Below are 24354 nucleotides of genomic sequence, written 5' to 3' on the forward strand. Positions count from 1 at the left end.
TTGTTCTCTTCAGGATAATAACCAGGCCTCTTTAGTTTGTGCCATTTGTTTAATATAAGTAGCTGCATCCAGAGTAGTATTAAATTCTAGACAACATAATGCGTATCAAATTGATCAATAATCACAGAAAGTCATCAACAGGTGTAATTGCAGGCTTATTGTTTGCAGCAGGTGTACTTGGTGTTTCTCCTGCAATGGCAAGTAAAACAATAATAAACCCTGCTGATACCACAGTTAAAGCTAACAGCAACCCAATTATTACACATAAATACACCGCTGATCCGGCGGCTATAGTGCATAAAGACAAAGTGTATTTATATGCCGGTCATGACGAGGCTCCTGCCAGACGCGAAGGGTATGTAATGAATGAGTGGCTGGTGTTTTCTTCTCCGGATATGGTAAACTGGACAGAACATGCTGTGCCGTTGGCTCCAAAAGACTTTGCCTGGTCCAGTGGCGATGCTTGGGCTTCGCATGTGGTGGAGCGAAACGGTAAGTTTTACTGGTATGCTACTGTTACCCATAAAGACATTCCTGGAAAGGCAGTTGGTGTAGCAGTTTCTGATAGCCCTACAGGACCTTTCAAAGATGCTCGTGGTTCAGCCTTGATCACCAACGACATGACCACCGATGTTGATATTAGCTGGGATGATATAGATCCGGCTGTATTTATTGATGATGATGGACAGGCATACATTTTCTGGGGGAATACTGTGTGCCATTATGCTAAATTAAAGGATAACATGACAGAACTTGACGGGCCAATTAAAACAATCAAGTTGCCTAACTTTACTGAGGCGCCATGGGTGCACAAGCACAAAGGAAAGTATTATCTGTCTTACGCGTACCAGTTCCCTGAGAAAACTGCTTATGCAATGAGCCGCAGTATTGAAGGGCCTTGGGAATATAAAGGAATTTTAAACGAGCTCGCCGGAAACTCTAATACAAATCATCAAGCAATTATTGATTTTAAGGGTAACTCATACTTTATCTATCATAACGGTGGTATTCAACCAGATGGCGGCAGTTTTAGAAGATCCGTTTGTATCGATCGGCTGTATTATAATAAAGACGGTTCTATGAAGCGTGTTGTTATGACGACTGAAGGTATAAAGCCTGCAAAATAATTTTCCTGCCAAACTATTCTGTTCAATATGCTACCACAAATATTGAACAGAATAGTCCTTATGAACTTGTAACTCTTATATCAATTACAGATATGTGTACTTACGATAGTTAATCTAACAATTACTCGTGAGTTTATCATTTATCAACTTTCTGCTTTTCAAGCCTGAGTGTTGGTACAGAAGGAAACTTGGCGTTTGTAAAGGCTAAAATGTTAGCATCAAGCATTATTTATTAATGAACGTTTGTTAAAATTAGATAAATATAAGCAGATCACCAGGGGAATAGACCACTTGATAGTAAACTGATTTTGAAACGGTAGTTGTACAGGAACTATTCTGCTCTTCATAGCTGGTCTACCAAAATGAAAAAATATTTAATATTCTTATTATATAAAGGATTAGTGGGTTATATTTATAAGCGTAAAAAATACGTTTAATATTCAGCTTAAGATAAAAGCTACATTCCCCACTAGAAAAGTAATAGACTAATCATGTACCACACTAAATTACTAATGAGAAAAAAAATATTAAGCCTACTTGTTTTGCTCTGCGGCCTTTCTTCCGCTTATGCGCAGAATACAGCTACCCTTAATGCGCAGGGCGATTCTAACTTAAAAATCAGTCGTCATATTTACGGGCATTTTGCAGAGCACTTGGGACGTAGCATCTATGGTGGCTTTTATGTAGGTGAAGACAATACTAAAATACCGAACACGAACGGAGTCAGAAATGATATAGTAGAGGCGCTTAAAAAACTCAAGGTGCCTAATTTGCGTTGGCCGGGCGGTTGCTTTGCTGATACTTACCATTGGAAAGACGGTATCGGCCCTAAAGAGCAACGACCTACTATTGTAAATAGCTGGTGGGGAGGTGTTACTGAGAACAACAGCTTTGGCACGCATGACTTTCTTAATATGTGCGAATTATTGGGTGCTGAACCTTACCTTGCTGGTAACATGGCAACAGGGCAGGTGCAGGAGCTATCTGATTGGGTGCAGTATGTAAATTTTGCAGGTGAGAGCCCAATGTCTAAGCTGCGTCGTGAAAATGGACGTGATGAGCCATGGAATGTGAAGTTCTGGGGTATTGGTAACGAAGCCTGGGGTTGCGGTGGAAACATGGCACCTGAATACTATGCAAATGAGTATCGCAAGTACGCTACGTTCGTGTCTGACTGGAATAACTCCGGCGGCTTGTTCAGAATTGCTTCAGGCGCTAACTCAGCCGATTATAACTGGACAGAAGTGCTGATGAAGAACATCCCAAAATCCTTAATAGAAGGAGTGGCACTGCACCATTATTCTGTTATTGACTGGAATAAAAAAGGACCAACCAGAGGTTTTTCAGATGAGCAGTACTTCGCTACTATGAAAAGTGCCTTATTTATGGAGGAACTGATCAACAAGCACACAGCTATCATGGAAAAATATGATCCTGAGCATAAAGTTGCCCTGGTAGTTGATGAGTGGGGAGGCTGGTATGATGTAGAGCCAGGAACGAATCCAGGTTTCTTATATCAGCAGAACACAATGCGTGATGCCATGATTGCCGGAGCAACCCTGAACATCTTCAACAACCACTGCGACAGAGTGAAAATGGCCAACCTGGCACAAGCAGTAAACGTGCTTCAGGCTGTTATCCTGACAGATGAGGAGAAAATGATACTAACTCCTACTTATCATGTAATGGAGATGTATAATGTACATCAGGATGCTACTCTTTTACCAATGAATGTGAAGAGCGAAAACTTTACAGTTGGTAACGAATCTCTTCCTGCAGTTTCTGCATCAGCTTCTAAAGATAACAAAGGAGTAACACACGTTTCGCTTACTAACATTGATCCTAAGAAAGCACAGGAAGTAGCCGTTAATATAGATGGTGCCAAATATAAGTCAGTAAACGGACGTATTCTGACATCAAAAAGCATTCAGGATTATAACACCTTTGAAAAGCCTGACAATATCAAGCCAGAGAACTTTAAAGGAGCTAAGTTGAAAGGCAACACATTAAACGTGAAGCTTCCGCCGTTCTCAGTAGTTGTACTGGAACTAAAATAACAGGAAAGTTCTTTTGCATTGGCTAATCTGAAGGCAAATAAATAATGGACTTTAAATGAAGTGATAAATTGAATAGGATGAAGAATAAGTTTTTAGCTCTCTGTGCTGTTGCTGCAAGTGCATTATCACCCGTTACGTTTAGTAATGCACAGAGTAATAATGTTTACACTGTAAAAGCCAACGAAGTAAAAGCTACTGTACAGCCAACCATGTGGGGACTCTTTTTTGAAGACATTAACATGGGGGCAGATGGAGGCATTTATGCCGAGTTGGTAAAGAACCGTTCTTTTGAGTTTGATACACCTATGATGGGCTGGAAAGAACAGAAGAAAGAAGGTGCTACCGGAAAAGCTTTAGTACATAACAGAGAAGCTATAAACCCTGCAAACAGACGCTACATTCGTGTAGAGTCAAAACCAGGAGATGGTTATGGCTTGACGAACGAAGGCTTCCGCGGCATGGGTATAAAAAAAGGAGAGCAGTATAACTTTTCTGTTCTGGCGCGTCAGCAGCAGGGCAATAATGTAGCTCTTACTGTTGAACTGGTTAACCCTGATGGAAAAGTAATTGGTACTACTACTGTAACACCGGAAGGGCAGCAGTGGAAAGAATATAAAGCTAGCTTTACGGCTACTGAAACAGAACCTAAAGCAAAGTTAAACATCTGGCCAAAAGGTGAAGGTACTGTTGACCTGGATATGATTTCCCTGTTCCCGCAACACACCTGGAAAGAACGCCCAAATGGATTGCGTGCCGACATGGTGCAGTTATTAGCTGATATGAAGCCTGGCTTTCTTCGTTTTCCTGGAGGCTGTATTGTAGAAGGTCGTACCCTTGATGAACGCTTCCAGTGGAAAAAAACAATTGGCCCTGTGGAAGACAGAGAACTGATTGTAAACCGATGGAATACTGAGTTCAATCATCGCCTTACACCAGACTATTTCCAGTCGTTTGGGCTAGGTTTTTTTGAGTATTTCCAGTTGTCAGAAGATATAGGTGCTGAACCATTGCCTATCTTGAACTGTGGTATGGCTTGCCAGTTTAACACAGGTGAATTGGTGCCTATGGATCAGCTTGATCCATTTATCCAGGATGCGCTTGATCTGATTGAGTTTGCTAATGGTTCTGTAGAAACAACCTGGGGCAAAAAACGTGCTGATATGGGCCACCCGGAGCCTTTCAATATGAAATACCTGGGTGTTGGTAATGAGCAATGGGGTGAGCAGTATATTGAACGCTACAAAGCTTTTGAAAAAGCCCTTACCGAAAAGTATCCGGATATTAAGCTTATTACCACAACAGGACCTTTCCCTGATGGTGAAGAGTTTGAATACCTGAACACGACGCTGAGAAGCATGAAAGATGCGAGAGTAGATATCATTGACGAACATTATTATCGTGCACCAGAGTGGTTTAGGGAGAATGCAACCAGATATGACAACTATGATCGTAACGGCCCTAAAATCTTTGCCGGTGAATATGCTTCTCAAACAGTTGCTATCGCCAGTCCGGATAACAAGAATACCTGGAACGGTGCCATGTCTGAAGCTGCTTTTATGACAGGGTTAGAGCGTAATGCTGATGTGGTTGTAATGGCGTCTTATGCTCCTCTGTTTGCACATGCAGAAGCGTGGCAGTGGACACCAGATATGATCTGGGTAGATAACCTGCGTTCTTACGGTACACCAAACTACCAGGTGCAAAAGATATTTTCTACTAATAAAGGTACTCATGTGGTACCAGTGCTTCTTAATAATGAAGCAGTAACAGGCCAGAATGGTACATTTGCTTCAGCTACAATTGACAAGAATACCAATGAGCTGATCCTGAAAGTTGTAAACACTTCAGATAAGGATCTTGCCAGCGAGTTTGTGGTTGATGGTGTGAAGAAGCTAAATAAGAAAGGAACTGTAACTGTATTAAGAAGCGATAACCTGAACCAGGAGAATTCTTTTGCGAATCCGAACGCCGTTAGCCCGACACAAAAGCAGGTGCAGGTAAAGGACAAAAAAGTAAAACTGAACATGCAGCCTTACTCTGTAAATGTGGTTAGAGTAAAAATGTCTTAAGCCTTTGATAATAATCTTCAGCTGTTGGCTATAAGATAATTTTCTTGAAAATTTAACATCCCCCGTTGCCTGCAGCGGGGGATGTTTATTCTAATGTCTGGTGTTAGTGAGACCGAATGTTACACTACACTCTATTGAAAACTTAATGAACACTCCTATGAACATTAAATCGGCATATTGGTTAGTTCTTCTTCTGATGTTTAGTTTGTCAGCTAAGGCACAGAAGTTACAACAAGATATTATGGTGCATGATCCGGTAATGATCAAGCAGAAAGATACTTACTACCTGTTTTGCACTGGTCCGGGTATTGCCATGTGGTCATCTAAAGACATGCAGAACTGGAAGCGGGAAGAGCCTGTTTTTCCGGAAGCACCGGAATGGGCAGAGGAGGCAGTGCCGACATTTAAGAACCATATATGGGCTCCAGATATCAGTTATTATAAAGGTAACTACTACCTGTATTATTCCATATCGGCATTTGGTAAAAACACTTCTGCCATTGGTCTGGTTACGAATAAAACGCTTGACCCAGCTAGTAAAGATTATAAATGGATAGATCGTGGAATGGTGATACAGTCTGTACCAGGTAAAACAAATTGGAATGCCATCGACCCTAATCTGATAACAAACAAATCTGGGACAGCCTGGTTATCTTTTGGTTCGTTCTGGGGTGGTTTAAAGCTTGTAAAATTGAGCAAAGACCGGATGAGTATTGCCGAAAGTCCTGATAACCTGCTAACCATTGCCAGCCGCAAGAAAGCCCCATCAGAGCCTAATCCTCCTGCCATAGACGATAACCCTGTAGATGCAGGTGGTAACGCTATTGAGGCTCCCTTTATCTTTCAAAAAGATGGTAATTATTACTTGTTTGCCTCTATTGATTATTGCTGCAAAGGTGTAAACAGCACCTATAAAATGATAGTAGGTAGATCAAAGAATGTTAAAGGCCCTTACGTAGACCAATCCGGAACGCCTATGGCTAAGGGAGGTGGTACAATTTTGCTTCAAGGAAATGAAAATTGGCATGGAGTCGGACATAACGCTGTGTGTAGTTTTGATGGAGAAGACTACCTTGTTTTCCATGGGTACGATGCTGCAGATAACGGTAAACCAAAACTGAGGATAGAAAAAATAGTCTGGAATAAGGGCTGGCCTGAAGTAATAGAGAAGTAATTTGTTTAGTGATTAGAACCTGGTCCTGGAGTTGATGTGGCTAAAGCTTGTTTTATGAAACTATATATAGATTTTCCTGTACATAAGCTCCGATAGCAGTAGAAAGTTAGTATCTTTAATAGTATAAACATGCTACTATGTTTTTCTCCAAACCTTAATAGTCTTTTAAATTAATATAAAACAAAATGAACCTACGATTTAAACAAGCAGCATTGTGCCTGCTGAGCGGATGCATTCTTACATTAGAATCATGTAACCAATCGTCTAATAACCAGGAAACAACTGATGCGACTGAAGAAACCACCTCACAGGAAGCAACTTTGCCTGCACGGGAGGATTTTCAGCAAACCATTGATGGCAAGCAAACAGACCTGTATATCTTAAAGAATAAGAACAATGTGCAGGCTGCGATAACGAATTATGGCGGACGCGTAATAAGTTTACTTGTGCCAGACAAAAATGGTAAAATGACAGACGTAATAGTAGGCTTCAATGATGTAGCGTCTTTTACCGAAGGAGCAGATACATATTTTGGTGCTACAATTGGTCGTTATGGTAACCGGATTGCAAATGGTAAATTTACCCTGGACGGGCAGGAATACTCATTGGCAACCAACAACGGAGCCAATCACCTGCATGGTGGAGACAAAGGATTCTCTCGTGTTGTATGGGATGCAAATCAAGTAGATGATAAGACATTGGAGCTTACTTACCTGTCTGAAGATATGGAAGAAGGATACCCGGGAAATCTTAATGTAACTGTTACCTATACGCTTACAGATGATAATGAATTAAAAATCGATTATAAGGCAACAACAGACAAAAAAACTGTTGTGAACCTTACCAACCATTCATTCTTTAATTTGAACGGCGTAGGAAGCGGAACTGTAGGCGAGCATGTAATGCAGATTTTTGCCGACACCTATACACCAGTAGATTCTACTTTGATACCAACTGGTGAACTGGCACCTGTAGAAAGTACACCGTTCGATTTCCGTGAGCCAACAGCCATTGGAGCCAGAATAGATCAGGACAACCAGCAAATTAAGTTTGGTAATGGTTACGACCACAACTTTGTGTTAAACACTGGCCAGGAGCCAGGAATGACACATGCTGCAAAGGTTATTGGAAACGAAACCGGCATTGTAATGGATGTGTATACTGAGGAGCCTGGAATCCAGTTCTATAGCGGTAACTTTTTAGAAGGTGCTAACACCATAAAAGGTGGTAACAAAGATGAATTCAGAACAGCTTTCTGCCTGGAAACTCAGCACTTCCCGGATTCTCCAAACCAGCCAAACTTCCCATCAACTACATTAGACAAAGGAGAAACTTATAGCACAACGACAAGCTATAAATTCTCTGTGCAGTAGTTCTTGTTAAGTTAGAAGATGTGGGGTAGGGTATGCTTTCTATTAAAGAAACATACCTTACCCCACATTTTGTTTTCAACATTTGCTACGTAAGACAGATCTTAAGCTAACGCTTTAAAAAAGTTTGAAGTAGAAAATCCAAAGTTGGGTTAAATCGGCTACAACTATGAATAAGAAAACCTTGTTTGCTGCTGTTATATTAGGTAGCTTATTACTGCTTACATTTTTTGTTGCCCGTAAGAAAATGATTTCGCCATCTGCTTCAGTTAATAATATTACTGCATATCAAAATGAAATTGAGGAGTGGCACCAGCACAGAATATCTTCTTTGAAAAAAGGTAATAGCTGGCTTGCCTTAGCTGGTCTTTACTGGCTAAAAGAAGGAGAAAACTCCTTTGGGGGTAACGCTGATAATGACGTTGTTTTTCCAGCCGGAAAATTGAAGGTAGTGCTGGTACATTTATACTGCACAAAGGAATGGTTACCTTAGATGCTGTACCGCAAACAGACATCACTCTTAATAATAAACCGGTAACTGGTAAAGACATTATCTATCAGCAAAAGGAACATGCTCCTGTGCTACAGCATAATAGCTTAAACTAAATGGTTATAAAACGGGGTGATAAGTATGGCATAAAGCTTTAAAGAACTTTAGTTACATTGACCGTTTCCCTGTGTCTGCTGAGTGGAGCATACCTGCACGGTTAGATGAACCCGCTTTGCCTCGTACAGTTCAGTTAACAGATGTATTAGGACAAACGAAGACAGAAGCCTCTAAAGGTACTTTAGTGTTCAGTTTTAAGGGGCAGGAGTATCACTTGGAGGCAACAGATGGCGGGAATCAGCTATTTGTGATTTTTGCTGATAAGACAAATGGAACTGAGACGTATGGTGCAGGTCGTTTTCTGTATGTAGATAAGCCGGGGTGGGATGGAAAAACTGTTTTGGACTTTAATAAAGAGATCAATCCACTATGTGCTTTCACGGCTTTTGCTACCTGCCCTTTACCTCCTAAAGACAATATGCTGCCTTTAACTATAACAGCTGGTGAAAAAGTAGTTGAAGAAAAGCATTCAGAGTTTAAGAACTAATAAGGGTTTTGATCCTGTCGCTTATAAACAAAAGCCCTGGCTCTTGAGCCAGAGCTTTTGTTTATCTGTAAATTTGAAATTTAATCTTCAGCTTTATATAATGTTTCAAAGAGCTTATACTTATACTTCGGGTACTCTTTAAGCACTGCAACCAAAGCAAAGAGAGCTCCCGCAATCAGTAAAGGGTAAATAAGGTACAGAAGAGGGTGTAACATAGGTAAAAACAGCATCGCAAACAGTGTCATCGATATGAAAGTGTAGAGATAGGATGTTTTGGAGCCGAAGCTCATTAAACTACCTTTTACAACTTTAGGGCTTACAAATGAAGCAACGATGCCCACAGGTGTTAGTACCAGTACAGAGGTAACATACATTAATAAAATAAACAACATATTCTCATGGTTAAAGAATGCCGCATATAAAATAGATACGATAGCATCAACTAACAATGGAATTGCTAAAGGCAGCAGGATAGCTTTAAGAAAATCTTTATAATTGCCTGTTGTACGCTCTGTTGTAAGCCACAAGTTCTTGTAAAAGCCCCACACATTATTAAATACATAAGTATACAGCACGAGCGGCCCCATGAACATCCAGATTACCTTATTTTGGTCGTACAAATGGTGCCCTTTTGCTGCGAAGGCTCCGGCATCCGCAGCTAACATCAGGACCTTAAAGGCCAAACCAAAAATAATTAGCTGTCTTGCTGGTTTATGGTTTTTGAAAAGCCTCCAGCTCAGGCTGCGTCTCCCATTGTGGCTATAGTTTACAACTTTACGCCGTGGTTCAGCGGCTGCCTGTTCTAAGAAAAAGTTAGCAGCTATGAAGAACCCAAAAGCAACTGTGTGTGCAATGAGAAAAAACCAGGAAGCAGCAGGTTCATACATCGGAGTACGTACTTGTAAAGCTATAAAGGCCCCTGTAAATACAGCCGATGCGATAAAATGCTTATGGCTCCAGCGCATTTTTCGTTCTACAAATATTTGCAGCGATCTTTTTATAACATGTGCTGTTAGCAGAACCAGTACGCTTTGCATCAAGTGCAGGAATGAGTAGGACGGTGCCATTAAAAAAAGCAGGAACAGGAAGTTGAGCAAAATAAAGTAAAATGGCGATGCAAGCTCTACCACCATTTCTACCCAAAACTTTTTCAGAGGCTTTATAGGGTAAATGCGCTGAATAATTTCTACTCGGGCAATATAGGCAGGAAAAAAGCCCCGTAAAACCGTAATAGCCAATAGTGCAAGATTCGCATAGCCAATCACTTTCTCTGAGGTAAGGTTAATTTCACTTTCCTGGGTATTTTGCAGCATGAAAGAAAATATCCAGCTATAAAAGCCGGAAGCAACAATGCCAAGCATAAAGAGCAATATACGCTGTAGCCTTTTCTGCCGAAAATAGCTGGCAAGGCGTGTTTTGCACGAGAATATAATTAAATCCATAGGTAATTCCTGTACATTTTCCAAAATTTAGAGGTCACCGCTATAAATTGCAACTTATAATAGTACAGCCTTTCAGGGTAATTCTTAAGTTGGGCTAGTTAAGCATCCAGTCGATGTTGGTTTCGGTATTATGCTGTGGGAGCAGCAGTTGGAAGAGTGCCTGATCTATAAGGTTCTTGCCATTCATGGTAAATTCCTGAATGGAACCATTGTACATTAGTTGTCCATCATTCAGTACACCTATGTGTGTGGCTATTCTTTCAACATAGTTCAGGTCATGTGACGAAATCAGGATAACACGGTTCGTGTTACGATAGCTCCGTATCAATTGTACCAGCAATTGAGCCGCAATAGGGTCGAGGCCTGTAAAAGGTTCATCGAGTACAAGCACAGCAGGTTTATGTAAAATAGCAGCGGCAATACCTATTTTCTTTTTCATGCCGGTAGAATAGCCCGCAATATTTTTGTGCAGCGACTCTTTATCATTAAAAAAGTAGCTCGTAAGACTCTTAATACGTTCCTCAGCTTCAGCTAAAGGAAGCTGGTATAACTTAGCTACGAAATTTAAATACTCTAAGCCTGTAAACTCCTCAATCAGAGGGTTATCTTCACACAGAGCCCCCATATTTTGCTTTACGTCCAGGTTATTGTTTGTATAATCTTTATTGAACAGTGTGACAGTACCATTATCAGGTTTTATGAGATCCAGGATACAGTTAAGAAACGTACTTTTACCTACACCGTTTTTGCCTAACAGACAATAACATTGACCTTTTTCAATGATTAGGTCTATTTCCTGCAACACTTGCTTCTTGCCAAATGCTTTTGTTATTCCTTTTATTTCGATGCCCATTTGTTCTCCGATTGATAGTAAGCTTAGCGCATGTTAATGTTTCCTGTACGTGTTTAAATTTAAAGATAAACCTTTTATAGTCCTAGAATTAATGTTTAAATGGTGAGTCAGTAATTGCAACACCTTAGGACGGTGCTATTCCTCCTGTGCTTTGGCTATCACAACATTTCCTATCCCATATAAGGTTTCTGTTAGTCGCTTACTTTATAAAGTATTTAATCATAAAGGTTATTTAATAGTCATTTAGCTGTTTATTTTCTAATATTTAGATTAATCTAAAATTAATTTTGATTTTTATTGTTATTAATATTTTATTTGTTGCGTATCTTGTTTAGATTAATCGAAGTATGTATGAAAGAACTGTACAACATTGTGGTATTTATATTGATGCCAGTTATAGCTCAGGCACAAATTGGTAGTATAAGTGGTCAGATAACAGGAGAAACAGGTCCCGTAGCGTATGCAAGTGTAGGTATTGCAGGAATAAATGCAGGAGCTACTACTACAGAAGAAGGTACTTTTAATATCAATAATATACCTGCAGGCTCTTATATGTTAAACATTTCAGCCATTGGGTTCAGCAGTAAAGGCCAAAAGATCAAGGTTAAAGCTGGCGAGACTACAACGGTATACGTGGTGCTACGGCAAAGTGCTTCCAGATTGAATGAAGTAGTGGTAACTGGTACTATGCGCGAGACCTATCAGTTGGAGTCGCCGGTGCCCGTAGAAATATACACACCCAAATACTTTCAGAGGAATCCTACTCCGGCCATTTTTGAGGCACTTGAAATGGTAAATGGCGTACAGCCGCAGGTTAGCTGTAACGTATGTGGAACTGGCGATATACATATCAATGGCATGGAAGGAGCTTATACAATGGTGCTGATTGATGGAATGCCTATTGTAAGTGCTTTGTCTACAGTATATGGTTTGAGTGGCATACCCAACAGTTTAATTGAACGCATAGAGGTTGTGAAAGGTCCTGCTTCTACTCTTTATGGCTCAGAAGCAATGGCTGGGCTCATTAACGTTATTACCAAAGCATCTGCAAAGTCACCCGCTGTTTCAGCAGATGTGTTTTATACATCACATAAAGAATTAAATGCTGATATTGGCTGGAGTAGGCGCTATAAAGATGCATCCACTATATTAAGTACAAACTATTACCGGTTTCAGGACTGGCGCGATGTAAACAAAGATAACTTCACGGATATTCCGCAGCAGCATCGGGTATCGGTGTTTAACAAGTGGAGCTTTAACCGCCAGCATAATCGTTTGGCAACAGTGGCGGCACGCTATTATTACGAAGACAGATTTGGAGGTGAACTGCAATGGACGCCAGCCTACAGAGGAGGAGACGATATCTATGGTGAATCCGTCTACACACGTCGTTATGAACTTATAGGAGCTTACCAGTTGCCTCTGCTAGAAAAAGTCATGCTACGATACTCTTACAACGATCATAAGCAGAACTCGGCTTATGGCGAGCAGCTTTACAAGGCGCAACAGCGTGTACTTGTTGGGCAACTCATTTGGGATAAGCCTTTAAGCCAGCGCCATAACTTATTAGTTGGTACCTCCTATCGTTATACTTATTATGATGATAACACTCCTGCTACTCAGTCACCTGATGAGCAGGAACTTAAGAACCAAGCCTCACATATTTCCTTACCAGGTGCCTTTCTGGAAGATGAGTTAAAGTTTTCACCAGTGTTTACTTTGCTCACGGGCTTGCGCTATGATTATAATTCGGAGCATGGTAGCATATTTACGCCCCGGTTAAACCTGAAGTGGTCGCCAGGTGAAGCTGATATTCTTCGCTTGAGCTTAGGTAATGGCTATAGAGTGGTCAATTTGTTCACGGAAGATCATGCAGCTTTAACCGGAGCACGTGAGGTAGTTATAAAAAATAAACTGAAGCCAGAGCGGTCTTACAACATAAGTTTGAACTATAACAAGTACATGAACTTGAACGGTGGCTATATTAATTTGCTGGGAACAGCTTTCTATACCTACTTCACAAATAGGATTGTGGGTGATTTCCTGACAGACAACAACAAGATTATCTACGATAACCTGCATGGTCACGCTGTTTCAAAAGGAGTAGCACTGGATGCAGAAGTTGCCTTTACATTTCCGCTACGCCTTAACGCCGGTGTTACACTTATAGATGTATACCAGGTACAGAAGAACAGGAAAGGGGAGGAGGAACGGGTACCTCAACTGCATGCGCCATCCTTTTCAGGCAATTTTGCCTTATCATATACATTTAGAAATGCAGGACTAAGCCTGGATTATACTGGCAGTGTGAAAGGACCTATGTATTTACCTGTACAGGAAAAGGACTTCAGACCGGAGAAGTCTCCGTGGTTTACTTTGCAAAACATACAACTTACTAAGGCTTTTGCCGGTGGTTTAGAAGTGTATGGTGGGCTTAAGAACATTTTTAACTTTATGCCTGATTATCCGCTAATGCGCTCTTTTGACCCTTTTGATAAGCAAATAGCAGTTAATAACCCCAATAACTACACGTTTGATACGGAATATAATTACGCACCACTGCAGGGTAGAAGAACATATATGGGAATACGCTACATACTGGACAAGTGAATGGTTAATTAACAGGGGAAATTGTGCTGGTGGAGGAGGATTTAGTTGCAAATTAAATAACCGCTAGCTACTTTTGCAGCCACAATTCCTTGCGCACGTGGTGAAATCGGTAGACACGCCATCTTGAGGGGGTGGTGCCTTCGGGTGTGGGAGTTCGAATCTCCCCGTGCGCACTCCTTTCTTTTTCTGCTTAAATATCTTAGGTGCTTTTTTTGTTTAGCTACGTAGTAAGCAACCAATTACAATTCCTTTAGCCAATCTTACCTACTCATTTCAACTGTTAATCTATACTTAGTTGACCTGAAATAAGAACGCTCTTTCCTTTAAAGGACCAATACTAACTTATGTCGAACATGTTTACTGTAAGTTGCACAATGCTTTCAGCAAACTTAACACAGCACAACATATGGAGCACTATTTAAATCACACGCAGAACGCCTTCTTTGTTTACTGATAACAGTAGCATTCATGTTGATCAATCTATATATTCTCTTGTGAAGAAGAAGTAGGTCTCGTGTACTGTTACTCTTAACCTCTGTCATAAGGGGAAAGCGGTAATAGTAAGGTGATAAAAATTAATACGACCCTTCATTGGTCGGTACAATCTGGTTATATACCGATACATTCGACTCTTCTGAAATTAAAAGGGTGCTTTTTGGCGTTAGTTAAGCAAAAAATGCAACTATTATGATGAGAATAAAGGTTTACCTGATGTCATTGGCTTTTGTGCTGTTCCTATTTACTTCCTGCGATAATTCAGACACAGAAACTGACCCTGAGCCGGAAAATTCTACTGAACTGTCTCCTGAAACGAACGAGGAAGCTTCAGACGATTATATATTAGACAGTGAAATAACTTACATTGTCCTGAATGGAAGATCTGTTTCTGTTACAGGCAGCGGTGTAACAACAGAAGGTGCTGTGGCAACAATTACAGCAGCCGGTACCTATAACGTAAGCGGTAGCCTGTCAAACGGACAGATAATTGTAGATGCCGCTACATCTGATAAAGTAAAGGTTATGTTGGATGGAGTTAATATAGCCAGTACGAGTGTACCACTTTATGTTAAAAGTGCTGATAAGGTTGTTCTGTATTTAACTCCAGAAACAGAAAACTCACTTACGGATGGAAGTGCAAACACGCTGGATGGAGCTCTTTATAGTGCAGCAAAGCTGTCTGTGTTTGGTGCAGGATCTCTTACTGTTACAGGAAACGCAGATGGAGGTATAGTTAGTGAAGGAGGCCTGATCATCAAGGAAGGAGAGTATAATATTACCGCAGCAGAATCAACCATAAAAAGCAATAAAAACATTATTGTGGATGGGGGCACCTTTACTCTTGCTACAGGAAATGATGGTATTCATGGCGAAGAATCGTTGATCTTTAATGGTGGCGACATTCTAATCACACAGTCGGAGGAAGGGGTGGAAAGCGCTGATATTACTATCAATGACGGTACGCGTATTCAATTGACATCAACTGATGACGGACTAAATGCTTCTTCAGGAGATGATGTGTCTACTAATCACTTCTATATGAATGGTGGCTACCTTTACATTAATTCCCAAGGAGATGGAATAGATTCAAATGGTTATATTGAAATGACAGGTGGAGTGGTAGTTGTAAATGGGCCTACTGGAAATGGCAATGCTGCTATCGATTATGACAAAACTTTCAACATATCCGGTGGTCTGTTAGTAGCTGTGGGTAGCTCTGGCATGGCACAGGCACCAAGCCAATCGTCTACTCAAAATTCAGTAAAGGCAACCTTTAGTTCAACTAAGCAGGCTAAACAGCTGATTCATGTGCAGGATAGCAATGGAAATGATGTATTAACCTTTAGTCCAGCCAAAGATTATCAGTCTCTGATTTTCTCTTCTGCTTCCCTGGTGCAAGGTACTTCCTACTCTGTTTACCTTGGCGGCAGTTCTTCTGGCACTGCTTCCGATGGTTTGTATGAAGGTGGTACTTATACAGCAGGTACATTAAGCTCCGGTTTTACTGTATCCGGTTCCGTTACTACTTTAAAAGCTAATTAACCTTTTATTGCTTTTGTTTTCTTCTTAAAGGTCTGTGGTACACAGACCGTTTTTTATATCAGTTATGATATTAGTAGCTTAAAGTAAGAGCGTCGGCGCTTATAACGTTAGAAGTGCCTAATTTAAACTTCCGGAAAAAACAGCAAATAAGCTAAATTGTAAAAGTCTTGGATTATATTAGACTTTTCGTTCAAAGGGGTTTTCAGGCTTTACCAGAAGGACCTTTTCCCGATCTACTGCCACAGCACCAGGTGCTGAGCCTTTAGGCTTTCGGACATATTTTTTAGGAGTATACAACACAGGACATAAAGAGTCGCTTTTTCGCTTGCTATAGTAAGCTGCCAGCTGAGCCGCCTTTTCAAGCACAGTTACAGGTATGGTTTTTCCAGCCTGGTATTTAATAACCACGTGAGAGCCGGAGACATCTTTGGCATGTAGCCAGAGGTCGTCCTTATAAGTGTGGCGCTGAGTTAGCAGGTCATTATTCTTGGCACTCTTACCGACTAGTATTTTAAAGCCCTCCGTCTCAAACAAACGGAAAGGAATTTCCTGCTGTGCCTTTTGCTTCGTTGTAAGCAAATGAGCATAATCGTGGAGGAAGTTTTTGAGGGCTTTATAATCTTTTGCCTCTGATAAAGTAGTTAAGGCATCTTCAAAAATAATCACTTCCTCCAGCTTCCGTTCTATTTTCTCCTCCAGTTGTTTGACCTCTACATGTTGGTTTTTTGCTTTTCGATAGTAACGTTCTGCCTGCTTTTGTGGGGTTTCGTCTTGTTTTAGTTTAAACGTGCGGTTCTGGTCGGTGTAAAAATCGTATAGTTCTACTTGTGTGGCGCGTGGCGGAATGTTAGTCAGGTTGGCCATTATAATGTCTGCCGTTTGGGAGTAGGATCTATCATGGCGAAGCTCTTTCAGTTTTGCTTCGGACTGTTCCAAAACAGATTGCGAAGCATGTAACTTTTTACTTAATTGTTGCTTTGCCTGTTCATACTGGCGCTCAAAACCTGTTTCAGAAAGGTATGTACGGGTATATGTATTGAGAGCCTCTATAGGCGAAGCAATCTGCTGCAACACTTCACCAAGCGGAAGCAGCGATAATCTTAGTTTCCCTTCCAGCCTGATAATGTAATAGCTCTCTGGTGCCAGCAGTAAATCCAGCACTTCCTGAACCATTTCCCACTTTTCCTCCACAGGCTGTTGCTTGTATCCTTTCTCTTCCAGATACAAAGCAGGAATATCTCCAAAAGTAGGATATATCTTTTTTAAGTTGCCACCAGCTGCCGCAAATGCTTCATAGTTCTGAGGCAGGCTACGGTGCATTTGCAATGGGTTTAGCTCCAGGTCACTTTCGAACTTCTTATGGAACAGCGTTACAGATGCATTATCCTCATACAAAATAATATTGGAGCGATTACCAAACAGCTTAAATAGCAGCAACATGTTGTTGCTTAACATTAAGTAAAAACTGCGTTCGTTTTCGTGCTGTACAATACCTTCAACTGTTTGCCCTATCGTTGGCTCGAACAGTTCCACACTATTTGCGCGAGCACGTCTGAACTCATTCGGGAAAGAAAGGGCTGCGAAATGGGAGGTAAGCATCGCCCGTATATATAGCTCTTCTTTCTCTTTGGCAAAGCCAATGATTAGCTCATCCTTGTTTTGGCTAAAACACGTTGCCACATGCATACCGGTTAGTTTCGGTTGCAGTGCCTGTGTGAGTTGCCTTAAAAAGTAGTAGTTCTGATGCACTTATACTTCTATCTGTAGGCCATCATAAGCCAGGCGAATAAAATCAGGCAAGTTTTGTTCTACCTCCCGATGTAAACCCAGTAAATGACTAATGTGGGTAAGATACGCTCTCTCAGGCTTTAGCTCTGTTAGCAGGGCAATAGCTTCCTGTAAAGAAAAATGAGAAATATGTGGTTCGTGGCGAAGTGCGTCCAGTACAATCACCTTAGAGCCTCTTACTTTATCTTTTTCCTCTTCGGCAATAAAGCTTACGTCAGTAATGTAAGTGAAGTCTCCTATGCGGTAGCCAAATACCGGTAATTTATAATGCATTACCCGAATAGGTATAAACTCCACACCTGCTACTTCAAACGGTTCATTGATAACAGGATAAAGCTCTACTTTGGGAATGCCTGGGTATTTGTATTCCGCAAAAATGTAAGGAAACTCCTGCTTAATCCGTTCAAGTACACGCTCCTCTCCATAGAGTGGCATGTCTGTGTTTTGCATAAAGTTGAAGGGACGGATATCGTCCAGACCGGCAATATGATCTTTATGCTCGTGCGTATAGACTAAGGCATCGAGTTTTTTTATACGTTCTCGCAGTACCTGTTGCCGGAAGTCAGGCCCAGAATCAATAATAATACTTTTCCCATTGACCTGCAGATGCACTGATACTCGCAAGCGATTATCACGGTAATCTACTGAACTGCAAACTTCGCAGGTGCACCCGATTAATGGTACGCCTTGCGAAGTTCCCGTTCCTAGGAATGTGATTTTCAAGCTAATTTTCTTGTTTACAGATTTCGAGGTAGAGCTGTCGGTTTTTTTCGCTCAGGCAACTTTCATCTACTGCAATAGTGCGAAGGATGTCATACAGGCAGTTTATTTTGCCCTCCAGGCTATAGTATTTATTTACAACAGCCACTTTCATGTCCTTCAGCACACAATAGCCTGCTTTAAAGTTGCCTTTTTCGTAGCGCAGCACAAAATCCGACTCTGCAAAAATATCCTCTAATTTGTTTAAAAATGGCCGCGTATACTTTAGCTCCATGTAGTACTATTAAGCTGTGTACTGTTTTACAGTTTTTACCAGTAAATCGAAATCCAGTGGTTTAGGTAAATAAGCGTTGATACCTGCTTCTTTAAAGTCTTCCATGGAATAGTTGTTGGCATTGCCTGTAACAGCTATTATCGGAATATTCGCAATGTCTTTATTTTCATGTGCACGAATTTCACGTGTGCAGTCCATCCCGTTCTTAACAGGAATGTTAAGGTCCATCAGAATGGTATCGATCTTGCCGCTTTCTACTTGCTTAATTACCTCACCACCATTTTTGGCAGTAAGAATCTTGTAGTTTTGAAGCTCAAGGATCTTCTTGGTCAGGTTCAGGATTACAGAACTATCTTCTGCAATTAGAATGGTTTTGCTATCAGCCATGTTTTTTAACTAGTTATTATATCCTTGTATGAATTCCGGTAGTTTTCGTATTGTTCCAGTAACAAAGAGAATTTTTCCTTAACATTCTCTAACTGGTCTTGCTTGATATCGTGTTCCAGCTGCTTGGCAAGTTCAGCTAATTGATTAATGCCTAAAGTAAATCCAGTCCCCTTTAATTGATGCAATGTACTCAAAATACTCTTGTAATGTTGTGCCTCAAGATCTTTTTTGGCCTCCTGGAGTAGCCCTGCAGCTTCCTCCTCAAATTCCATGTACAGTTGCTTTGTAAATTCTTCGCCGCCAATCATCTTAAGCTGTTCCAGAACATTCTCATCTATAATGGGTTGCAAATTATCCTTTGGCTGAGTTTCTTCTGCTACAACTTCTTCGGTGCTTTGCTTACTCCAACTCTTGTTTTCCCATTTGCTAATCATAGAATGGAGGTCGGTGCTTCTGACAGGCTTAGAAACATAGTCATCCATACCCTGATTCATGAATTTACTGGCATCGTCTTTCATAGAATATGCTGTCATGGCAATAATAGGAGGGCAGTTTGTTCCTAATCTTTCTTTAATGTGCCCTGTTGCTGTTACACCATCCATCTCTGGCATCTGGATATCCATGAATATAATGTTATAGTCCTTTGTACAGGCTTTTTCTATGGCTTCATACCCATTAGATGCAACATCTGTTATACAGCCTAAGCGCTCCAGTAGTTTCTGTGCTACTTTCTGGTTTATCTGGTTATCATCAACCAACAAAATGGTAGGGTGGCTTTCCAATGCCTCTACTTCTTCTCTGGACTGTTGTTGATGCTGAATCTGACTTTCTATTTCATCAGGTGTGGCTTTTCGGGCTACTATATCAAACCAGAAAGTACTGCCTGTCTCTGGTGCCGATTCTACACCAATGTCGCCGCCTAGTAAATTTGACAGTTGCTTGGATATAGCTAAGCCCAAGCCTGTTCCTCCAAAGGTTTTGGTAGATGAATTATCCAGTTGAGTAAAGTCAGTGAACAACAGTTCCTGGTCTTCAGGGCTAATACCTATGCCTGAGTCATTAACTCTGATATGTAACTGGTAATAATCATTATCTATTTTAACACTGCTTACACTTATACCAACTGCTCCACTATTAGTAAACTTAATGGCATTAGAAGTCAGGTTAGAAAGTATCTGGAGCAACCTTGTCTCATCTGTATAGATGTATTGGGGTGTATCTGGAGAGATCTGGTAGGTAAACTGCAGGTCTTTCTGTTGCGCTCTGTTTATGAACAGTGAGTGTATTTTTTCAAGTGTTTCATGAACATCAACACTGTTTTCATGCAGTACCAGCTTGCCTGCCTGTATTTTAGATAAGTCCAAGATATCATTCAGAATAGCTAACAAGGCATCTGAAGATTTACGTAATGTCTCAATATACTCACTCTGCTCCGGATCAGTGTTTACCTGATTCAGAAGATCAATCATGCCAATAATGCCATTCATAGGCGTGCGCAGTTCGTGGCTCATGTTTGCCAGGAACTGCGTTTTAACCTTAAGTAGGTTTTCAGCTTCCTCTTTCGCTTTAAGTAAGGCAACCTGTGTTCGCTTTAGCTCAGACACATCACGGATTACTCCCTCCATGCCAGTTGGTGTACCATTTTCATCTGTAATAAGGCGGGAGTCCAGTATAACAGTTTTAGGAGTCTGGTCTTTGCAAAGCACTTCAACTTCTACGTCCCTCATAATTTTTTTAGTCAGGACACTCTCTTTTATCCCCTCCAGGTCTTTTGGATTAACATATAAGTTAGCTGTAGGTTTGCCAATTACTTCTTCTTCACGGTAGCCAAGCAGGTGATGAACGGACGGGCTGACAAGCTCTAAAGTACCATCAATTGAAATACGATAATAAACATCCTGGAATGATTCGAATATGTGACGGAACTTTTCCTCACTATGTACCAAAGCAAGTTGAGATTCCTTTTTATCCGTAATGTCAAGTGCTATACCTGAAATTTCATCAAAAGAACCATCTTCCAGAAAGATAGGGTTTAAGTACACTTCTCTCCAGCCTTTCTGGTATTGCAGGGACACTTCAAAATGTTGTGGTACGCCTTCGAATGCTTTTTCGTAATAACCTTTCCAGAACTCATAAGAATTTTCATGTAGCGGTATGATGTCCTTATGGTTAAGAGGAGTGTATAACTCTAATTCCTCTCCTGTTCTTGCTTCAAAATCATTGGCAAAGTTTCTGTTGAAAGAGGTCAGTTCAAAATTGCGGTTCAGTGACCACATGTGGTGTGTACCACTCTCGAAAATTGCTTTGAGCCTGGCGTTTTGGTTATTTATCTGCTCTTCGTTTCGCTTACGTTCAATGGCAAGAGCTACCTGGTTTGAAATAAAGTGTAATATCTCAATATCTGTGTTTACATAAGCTTCAGGGTTCTGATAATCCTGAAGTGCTATAACACCGATAATTCGATCGCCGATGGCTAATGGAGAGCAAAGCAACACTTCAGGTATAGTACCGAAAAGATTCAGGTTTTCCTGTTCTGCCAGCTCCAGCAGTTCTTGTTTTTGTATGTAAAGCGGTTTCCCTGTTTCTATTATGTATTCAGAGAGCCCAGAAGAGAATGGCCGTCGTTTCTGTACTTTATCAGCTTTATCTACAAACTGGTCTACCAGATAGACAAAATTCAGAAACTTATGTTCCTGGTCGCAAAGTGCAATGTAGATGTTGCGTGTCTCAATAATCTTACTGAGCTCACGGTGAATGGCGCTATAAAGGGAGTTTAAGTCCTTACTGCTGATAGCCAGGTTAGCTATACTATAATAAACTTTCTGCAGCCGTTCTGCCTTAATGCGGTCTGTAATATCGTGCAGAATGGCACGTGTAGCAACCGGGCGGCCATCTTGCCAGCTACAGGTAATACTCCCTATAAGGTGAACTGGTTTTCCGGCTTTTGTAAGGAAAACGGTTTCTATTTTATTTACATTCTCACCTTTATACAAATTACGCAACTGGTAAATCAGCTTAGCTTTGTAGTAAGGGTGTACTATCTCGTTTAGCGTTAACGACTCTATATCGTGGTCGCTATAGCCAAGCCTGTCTTTCCAGGCTTTATTTACAAATATAAATTTATTGTCAGCAGAGATGTTCTGAATCAGGTCGTGCGCATTATCAAAAAGGTCCTGAAGACGAATTTTATTGTCTTTCAAAGCCTCCATCGCAATACGTTTGTCGGTCATGTCTTTACCGACAACGGTAAGTCCTCTCACTTCTCCATCCGGCCCAAACTCCAGCATGCTGTTCCAGCGGATAGTTTTCAGTTTACCGGATTTTGTTAATATATCGCGTTCGTAGTAGTTACTTAAATGCTTGGTTTCAAGAATATTGAAGAAATCTTTCCGGCGTTGTTCTCTGTCTGTGTCAGATACCAATACATCATAAAAGCTTTTCCCGATAACTTCTTCTCTGGAGTATTCAATGTATTTCAGAAAATAATCATTGGCAAAGGCTAAGTTTCCTTTTGTATCTAAGCTGTAATAAATAAGGTTTACTTTCTCTAAAAAGCTACGGAACTGAGCCATAGACTCACGAGATATTTCATCCCTTTTCTTTGCCGCCTCAGCTAATTTCTGCTGTGTGATATCTCGCTTGAAGACCTGTATATAATACTTGCCGTCAATAATAAGTCTGTTGGCATTTATTTCAGAGAAGAAGGTACTACCATCTTTTCGTACGTTCAGCCACTCAAACAAGGCAGGCTTGCCTGTGGCTAATACTTCTTCCATAATAAGGGCTGTCTTTTCGGAAGACTTCATTCCATCTGGCTGAAACTCCGGCGAAAATTGTGTAGGAGAGTGTCCAATCAGCTCCTCACGTGTACAGCCAAAGAAATTGGTAGCTTTGCTATTGCACTCGACAACTACACCGTTATAAAATAGCAGAATGGCATCATAAGAAGCTTCAAAAAGAAACTTATACCTGTTTTCGGTAAGGGTAAGTTGTTGTTGTAACTGATGGCGTACAATATAATTTCCGATGGTACTGCCAACAAAAGCAAGTAAGGAAAGAAATGATTTTGTTGCACTTGTTTCATCGCCTGGCCAGAACAGGATAAGGGCTAGAAGCTCCTGGTCAGTTGCGACTGGAACGACTATGATTTTCTCCTGTATTTGCTCTTGTAGAGCCAGACGCAGTTTATTCAGCGATTTGCGTTTATCAGGTGCAAGAAGTGTAGCTACTAATTCAGAATCAATACTTATTTCTGCTGGAAGAGCTGAATTGTTGGTGCTTACAACAGTACATAAAAGAGAAGCCTTACTCTCTGAACTTTGGTAAGTATAAACGCAGCCATCGGTCATGTTGCTCTTTTCCAGGAGCTGTTCTAATGTGTATTTTAATACATTCTCTTGGCTGTCATAAGAGGATAGCTTTGTTATGAGTTGGTTAACAAATTCTAACTGGTGATTACGGAAGCGTATTTCCTGTTCAGTACCGGCAACTTTAAGAAGATTTTTTACAGCACCTAATATTACTTCCTGTCCTTTGAAGTTTCCTTTTTGCAGGGCTACTTCTATCGGAAGCAGCTCCTGGTTTTTCTCTTGCAACCACCACTCAAACTTACGGGGTTCGCCAGCAAGTACTTGTTGCAACTGGCCTTTTAGCGCAACACGCTCAAACAGGTTAAGGTTAAATCCCTGGAATATAGACTGGCCCATCAGCTGATCCTTTTCCTTATTTACAAGGGACAGGGCTGCATGATTCGCGTCAATAAAATTGCCGTTGCTGTTAAGTATAAATAGTGGCTCGGAATTGTTTTCGAACACACTATAGTAGTTTTCACTATCTAAAGGTGAAAATGTAGATGCCTGGCCTGCCTCTGAAACCTCTACGCATATAAAGGTTTCATTCTGATATTGAACCAGTTTAAAAATGTATTGTAGGTAATTGAATGAGGAGTTTTTATCTGTTTTCAGGTAACCGCTAATTTTCTTTTGAGCTTGCAGATCAGCCATCTGTTGTTCAAATGTTTCTTTAGAGACATTTAGTAGCTCCTGAAGATGGTTAATGGAAGTAAAATTTATACCGGAAGGCTCAATATTTAGGGTTTGAGCATCAGCAGCCAGCACTCGCCCGTCTGGCAAGGCTATAAGTAAACCTTGAGTTGGTTGGGCCAGTTGAGCCAACAGGTTAAGTAATAATTCAGCCTGCAGTTTTAGTTGCTCAGTTGGTTGCCAGTTTGTAGTATTTGGCATTATGTTTATAAACTTAAGTATTTAATCAGGATTAAGACTGTTGCAACTCAATCCTATGCAAACAAACGGCATTTAAGCGATAAATTAGCAAAAAAATACATCATTG

General features: G+C 40.7%; 16 protein-coding genes and 1 tRNA gene. 10 read left to right on the forward strand and 7 right to left on the reverse strand.

The features are described from left to right. The first annotated feature begins 98 nt into the window (after window positions 1-98). The 7 genes from LN995_RS00550 to LN995_RS00580 all read left to right on the forward strand — a co-directional run bounded on the left by LN995_RS00550 (window position 99) and on the right by LN995_RS00580 (window position 8891). The gene (locus LN995_RS00550) at window positions 99-1127 is read left to right on the forward strand and encodes a glycoside hydrolase family 43 protein (RefSeq protein WP_229957373.1); all 1029 of its coding nucleotides are present in this window, start codon (window positions 99-101) and stop codon (window positions 1125-1127) included. Window positions 1128-1639: 512 nt separating this feature from the next. Next, window positions 1640-3184 (forward strand): alpha-N-arabinofuranosidase, encoded by a 1545-nt coding sequence (locus LN995_RS00555; protein ID WP_229957374.1) that lies wholly within the window; start codon window positions 1640-1642, stop codon window positions 3182-3184. Between the two features lie 77 nt (window positions 3185-3261). Then, window positions 3262-5253 (forward strand): alpha-L-arabinofuranosidase C-terminal domain-containing protein, encoded by a 1992-nt coding sequence (locus LN995_RS00560; protein ID WP_229957375.1) that lies wholly within the window; start codon window positions 3262-3264, stop codon window positions 5251-5253. A gap of 157 nt (window positions 5254-5410) precedes the next feature. Then, window positions 5411-6427 (forward strand): arabinan endo-1,5-alpha-L-arabinosidase, encoded by a 1017-nt coding sequence (locus LN995_RS00565; protein ID WP_229957376.1) that lies wholly within the window; start codon window positions 5411-5413, stop codon window positions 6425-6427. Between the two features lie 185 nt (window positions 6428-6612). Continuing rightward, window positions 6613-7800 carry an aldose epimerase family protein gene (locus tag LN995_RS00570; protein WP_229957377.1) on the forward strand — a complete coding sequence of 396 codons (1188 nt, stop codon included), beginning with the start codon at window positions 6613-6615 and terminating at the stop codon, window positions 7798-7800. 166 nt (window positions 7801-7966) lie between these two features. Continuing rightward, entirely contained in the window at window positions 7967-8290 is a 324-nt protein-coding gene (locus tag LN995_RS00575; protein WP_229957378.1) for a hypothetical protein, read from the forward strand. Between the two features lie 184 nt (window positions 8291-8474). Then, window positions 8475-8891, forward strand: coding sequence for a DUF1684 domain-containing protein (locus tag LN995_RS00580; protein WP_229957379.1), 417 nt, complete (start codon window positions 8475-8477; stop codon window positions 8889-8891). 80 nt (window positions 8892-8971) lie between these two features. Here LN995_RS00580 and LN995_RS00585 read toward each other — a convergent pair whose 3' ends face one another. Together LN995_RS00585 and LN995_RS00590 are read right to left on the reverse strand one after the other, a co-directional pair. Next, window positions 8972-10333: a hypothetical protein gene (locus tag LN995_RS00585; RefSeq protein ID WP_229957380.1), complete on the reverse strand. Its 1362-nt coding sequence runs from the start codon at window positions 10331-10333 to the stop codon at window positions 8972-8974. A gap of 94 nt (window positions 10334-10427) precedes the next feature. Then, window positions 10428-11186, reverse strand: coding sequence for an ABC transporter ATP-binding protein (locus LN995_RS00590; protein WP_229957381.1), 759 nt, complete (start codon window positions 11184-11186; stop codon window positions 10428-10430). A 351-nt stretch (window positions 11187-11537) separates the two neighbouring features. On the opposite strand from LN995_RS00590, the gene LN995_RS00595 reads away from it, so the two are divergent. The 3 genes from LN995_RS00595 (at window position 11538) to LN995_RS00605 (ending at window position 15836) form a co-directional block, all read left to right on the forward strand. Then, window positions 11538-13796 (forward strand): TonB-dependent receptor, encoded by a 2259-nt coding sequence (locus LN995_RS00595; protein WP_229957382.1) that lies wholly within the window; start codon window positions 11538-11540, stop codon window positions 13794-13796. 91 nt (window positions 13797-13887) lie between these two features. Continuing rightward, a tRNA-Leu gene (locus tag LN995_RS00600) sits at window positions 13888-13969 on the forward strand. Window positions 13970-14483: 514 nt separating this feature from the next. Beyond that, a complete protein-coding gene (locus tag LN995_RS00605) occupies window positions 14484-15836 on the forward strand; it encodes a carbohydrate-binding domain-containing protein (RefSeq protein ID WP_229957383.1) in 1353 nt (450 codons plus the stop codon). 177 nt (window positions 15837-16013) lie between these two features. Here the strand turns inward: LN995_RS00605 and LN995_RS00610 are convergent, their stop codons facing one another. From LN995_RS00610 to LN995_RS00630, 5 genes are read right to left on the reverse strand one after another with little or no spacing between them, the layout of a single operon-like run. Next, entirely contained in the window at window positions 16014-17585 is a 1572-nt protein-coding gene (locus LN995_RS00610; protein ID WP_229957384.1) for an NFACT RNA binding domain-containing protein, read from the reverse strand. Continuing rightward, a complete protein-coding gene (locus LN995_RS00615) occupies window positions 17586-18347 on the reverse strand; it encodes an MBL fold metallo-hydrolase (RefSeq protein WP_229957385.1) in 762 nt (253 codons plus the stop codon). Window position 18348: 1 nt separating this feature from the next. Continuing rightward, entirely contained in the window at window positions 18349-18618 is a 270-nt protein-coding gene (locus tag LN995_RS00620; RefSeq protein ID WP_229957386.1) for a hypothetical protein, read from the reverse strand. 9 nt (window positions 18619-18627) lie between these two features. Then, a complete protein-coding gene (locus LN995_RS00625) occupies window positions 18628-19005 on the reverse strand; it encodes a response regulator (protein ID WP_229957387.1) in 378 nt (125 codons plus the stop codon). A gap of 5 nt (window positions 19006-19010) precedes the next feature. Beyond that, window positions 19011-24248, reverse strand: coding sequence for a PAS domain S-box protein (locus LN995_RS00630; protein ID WP_229957388.1), 5238 nt, complete (start codon window positions 24246-24248; stop codon window positions 19011-19013). Window positions 24249-24354 lie beyond the last annotated feature (106 nt).

The sequence above is a fragment of the Pontibacter silvestris genome, assembly GCF_020907275.1.
GTDB lineage: Bacteria > Bacteroidota > Bacteroidia > Cytophagales > Hymenobacteraceae > Pontibacter > Pontibacter silvestris.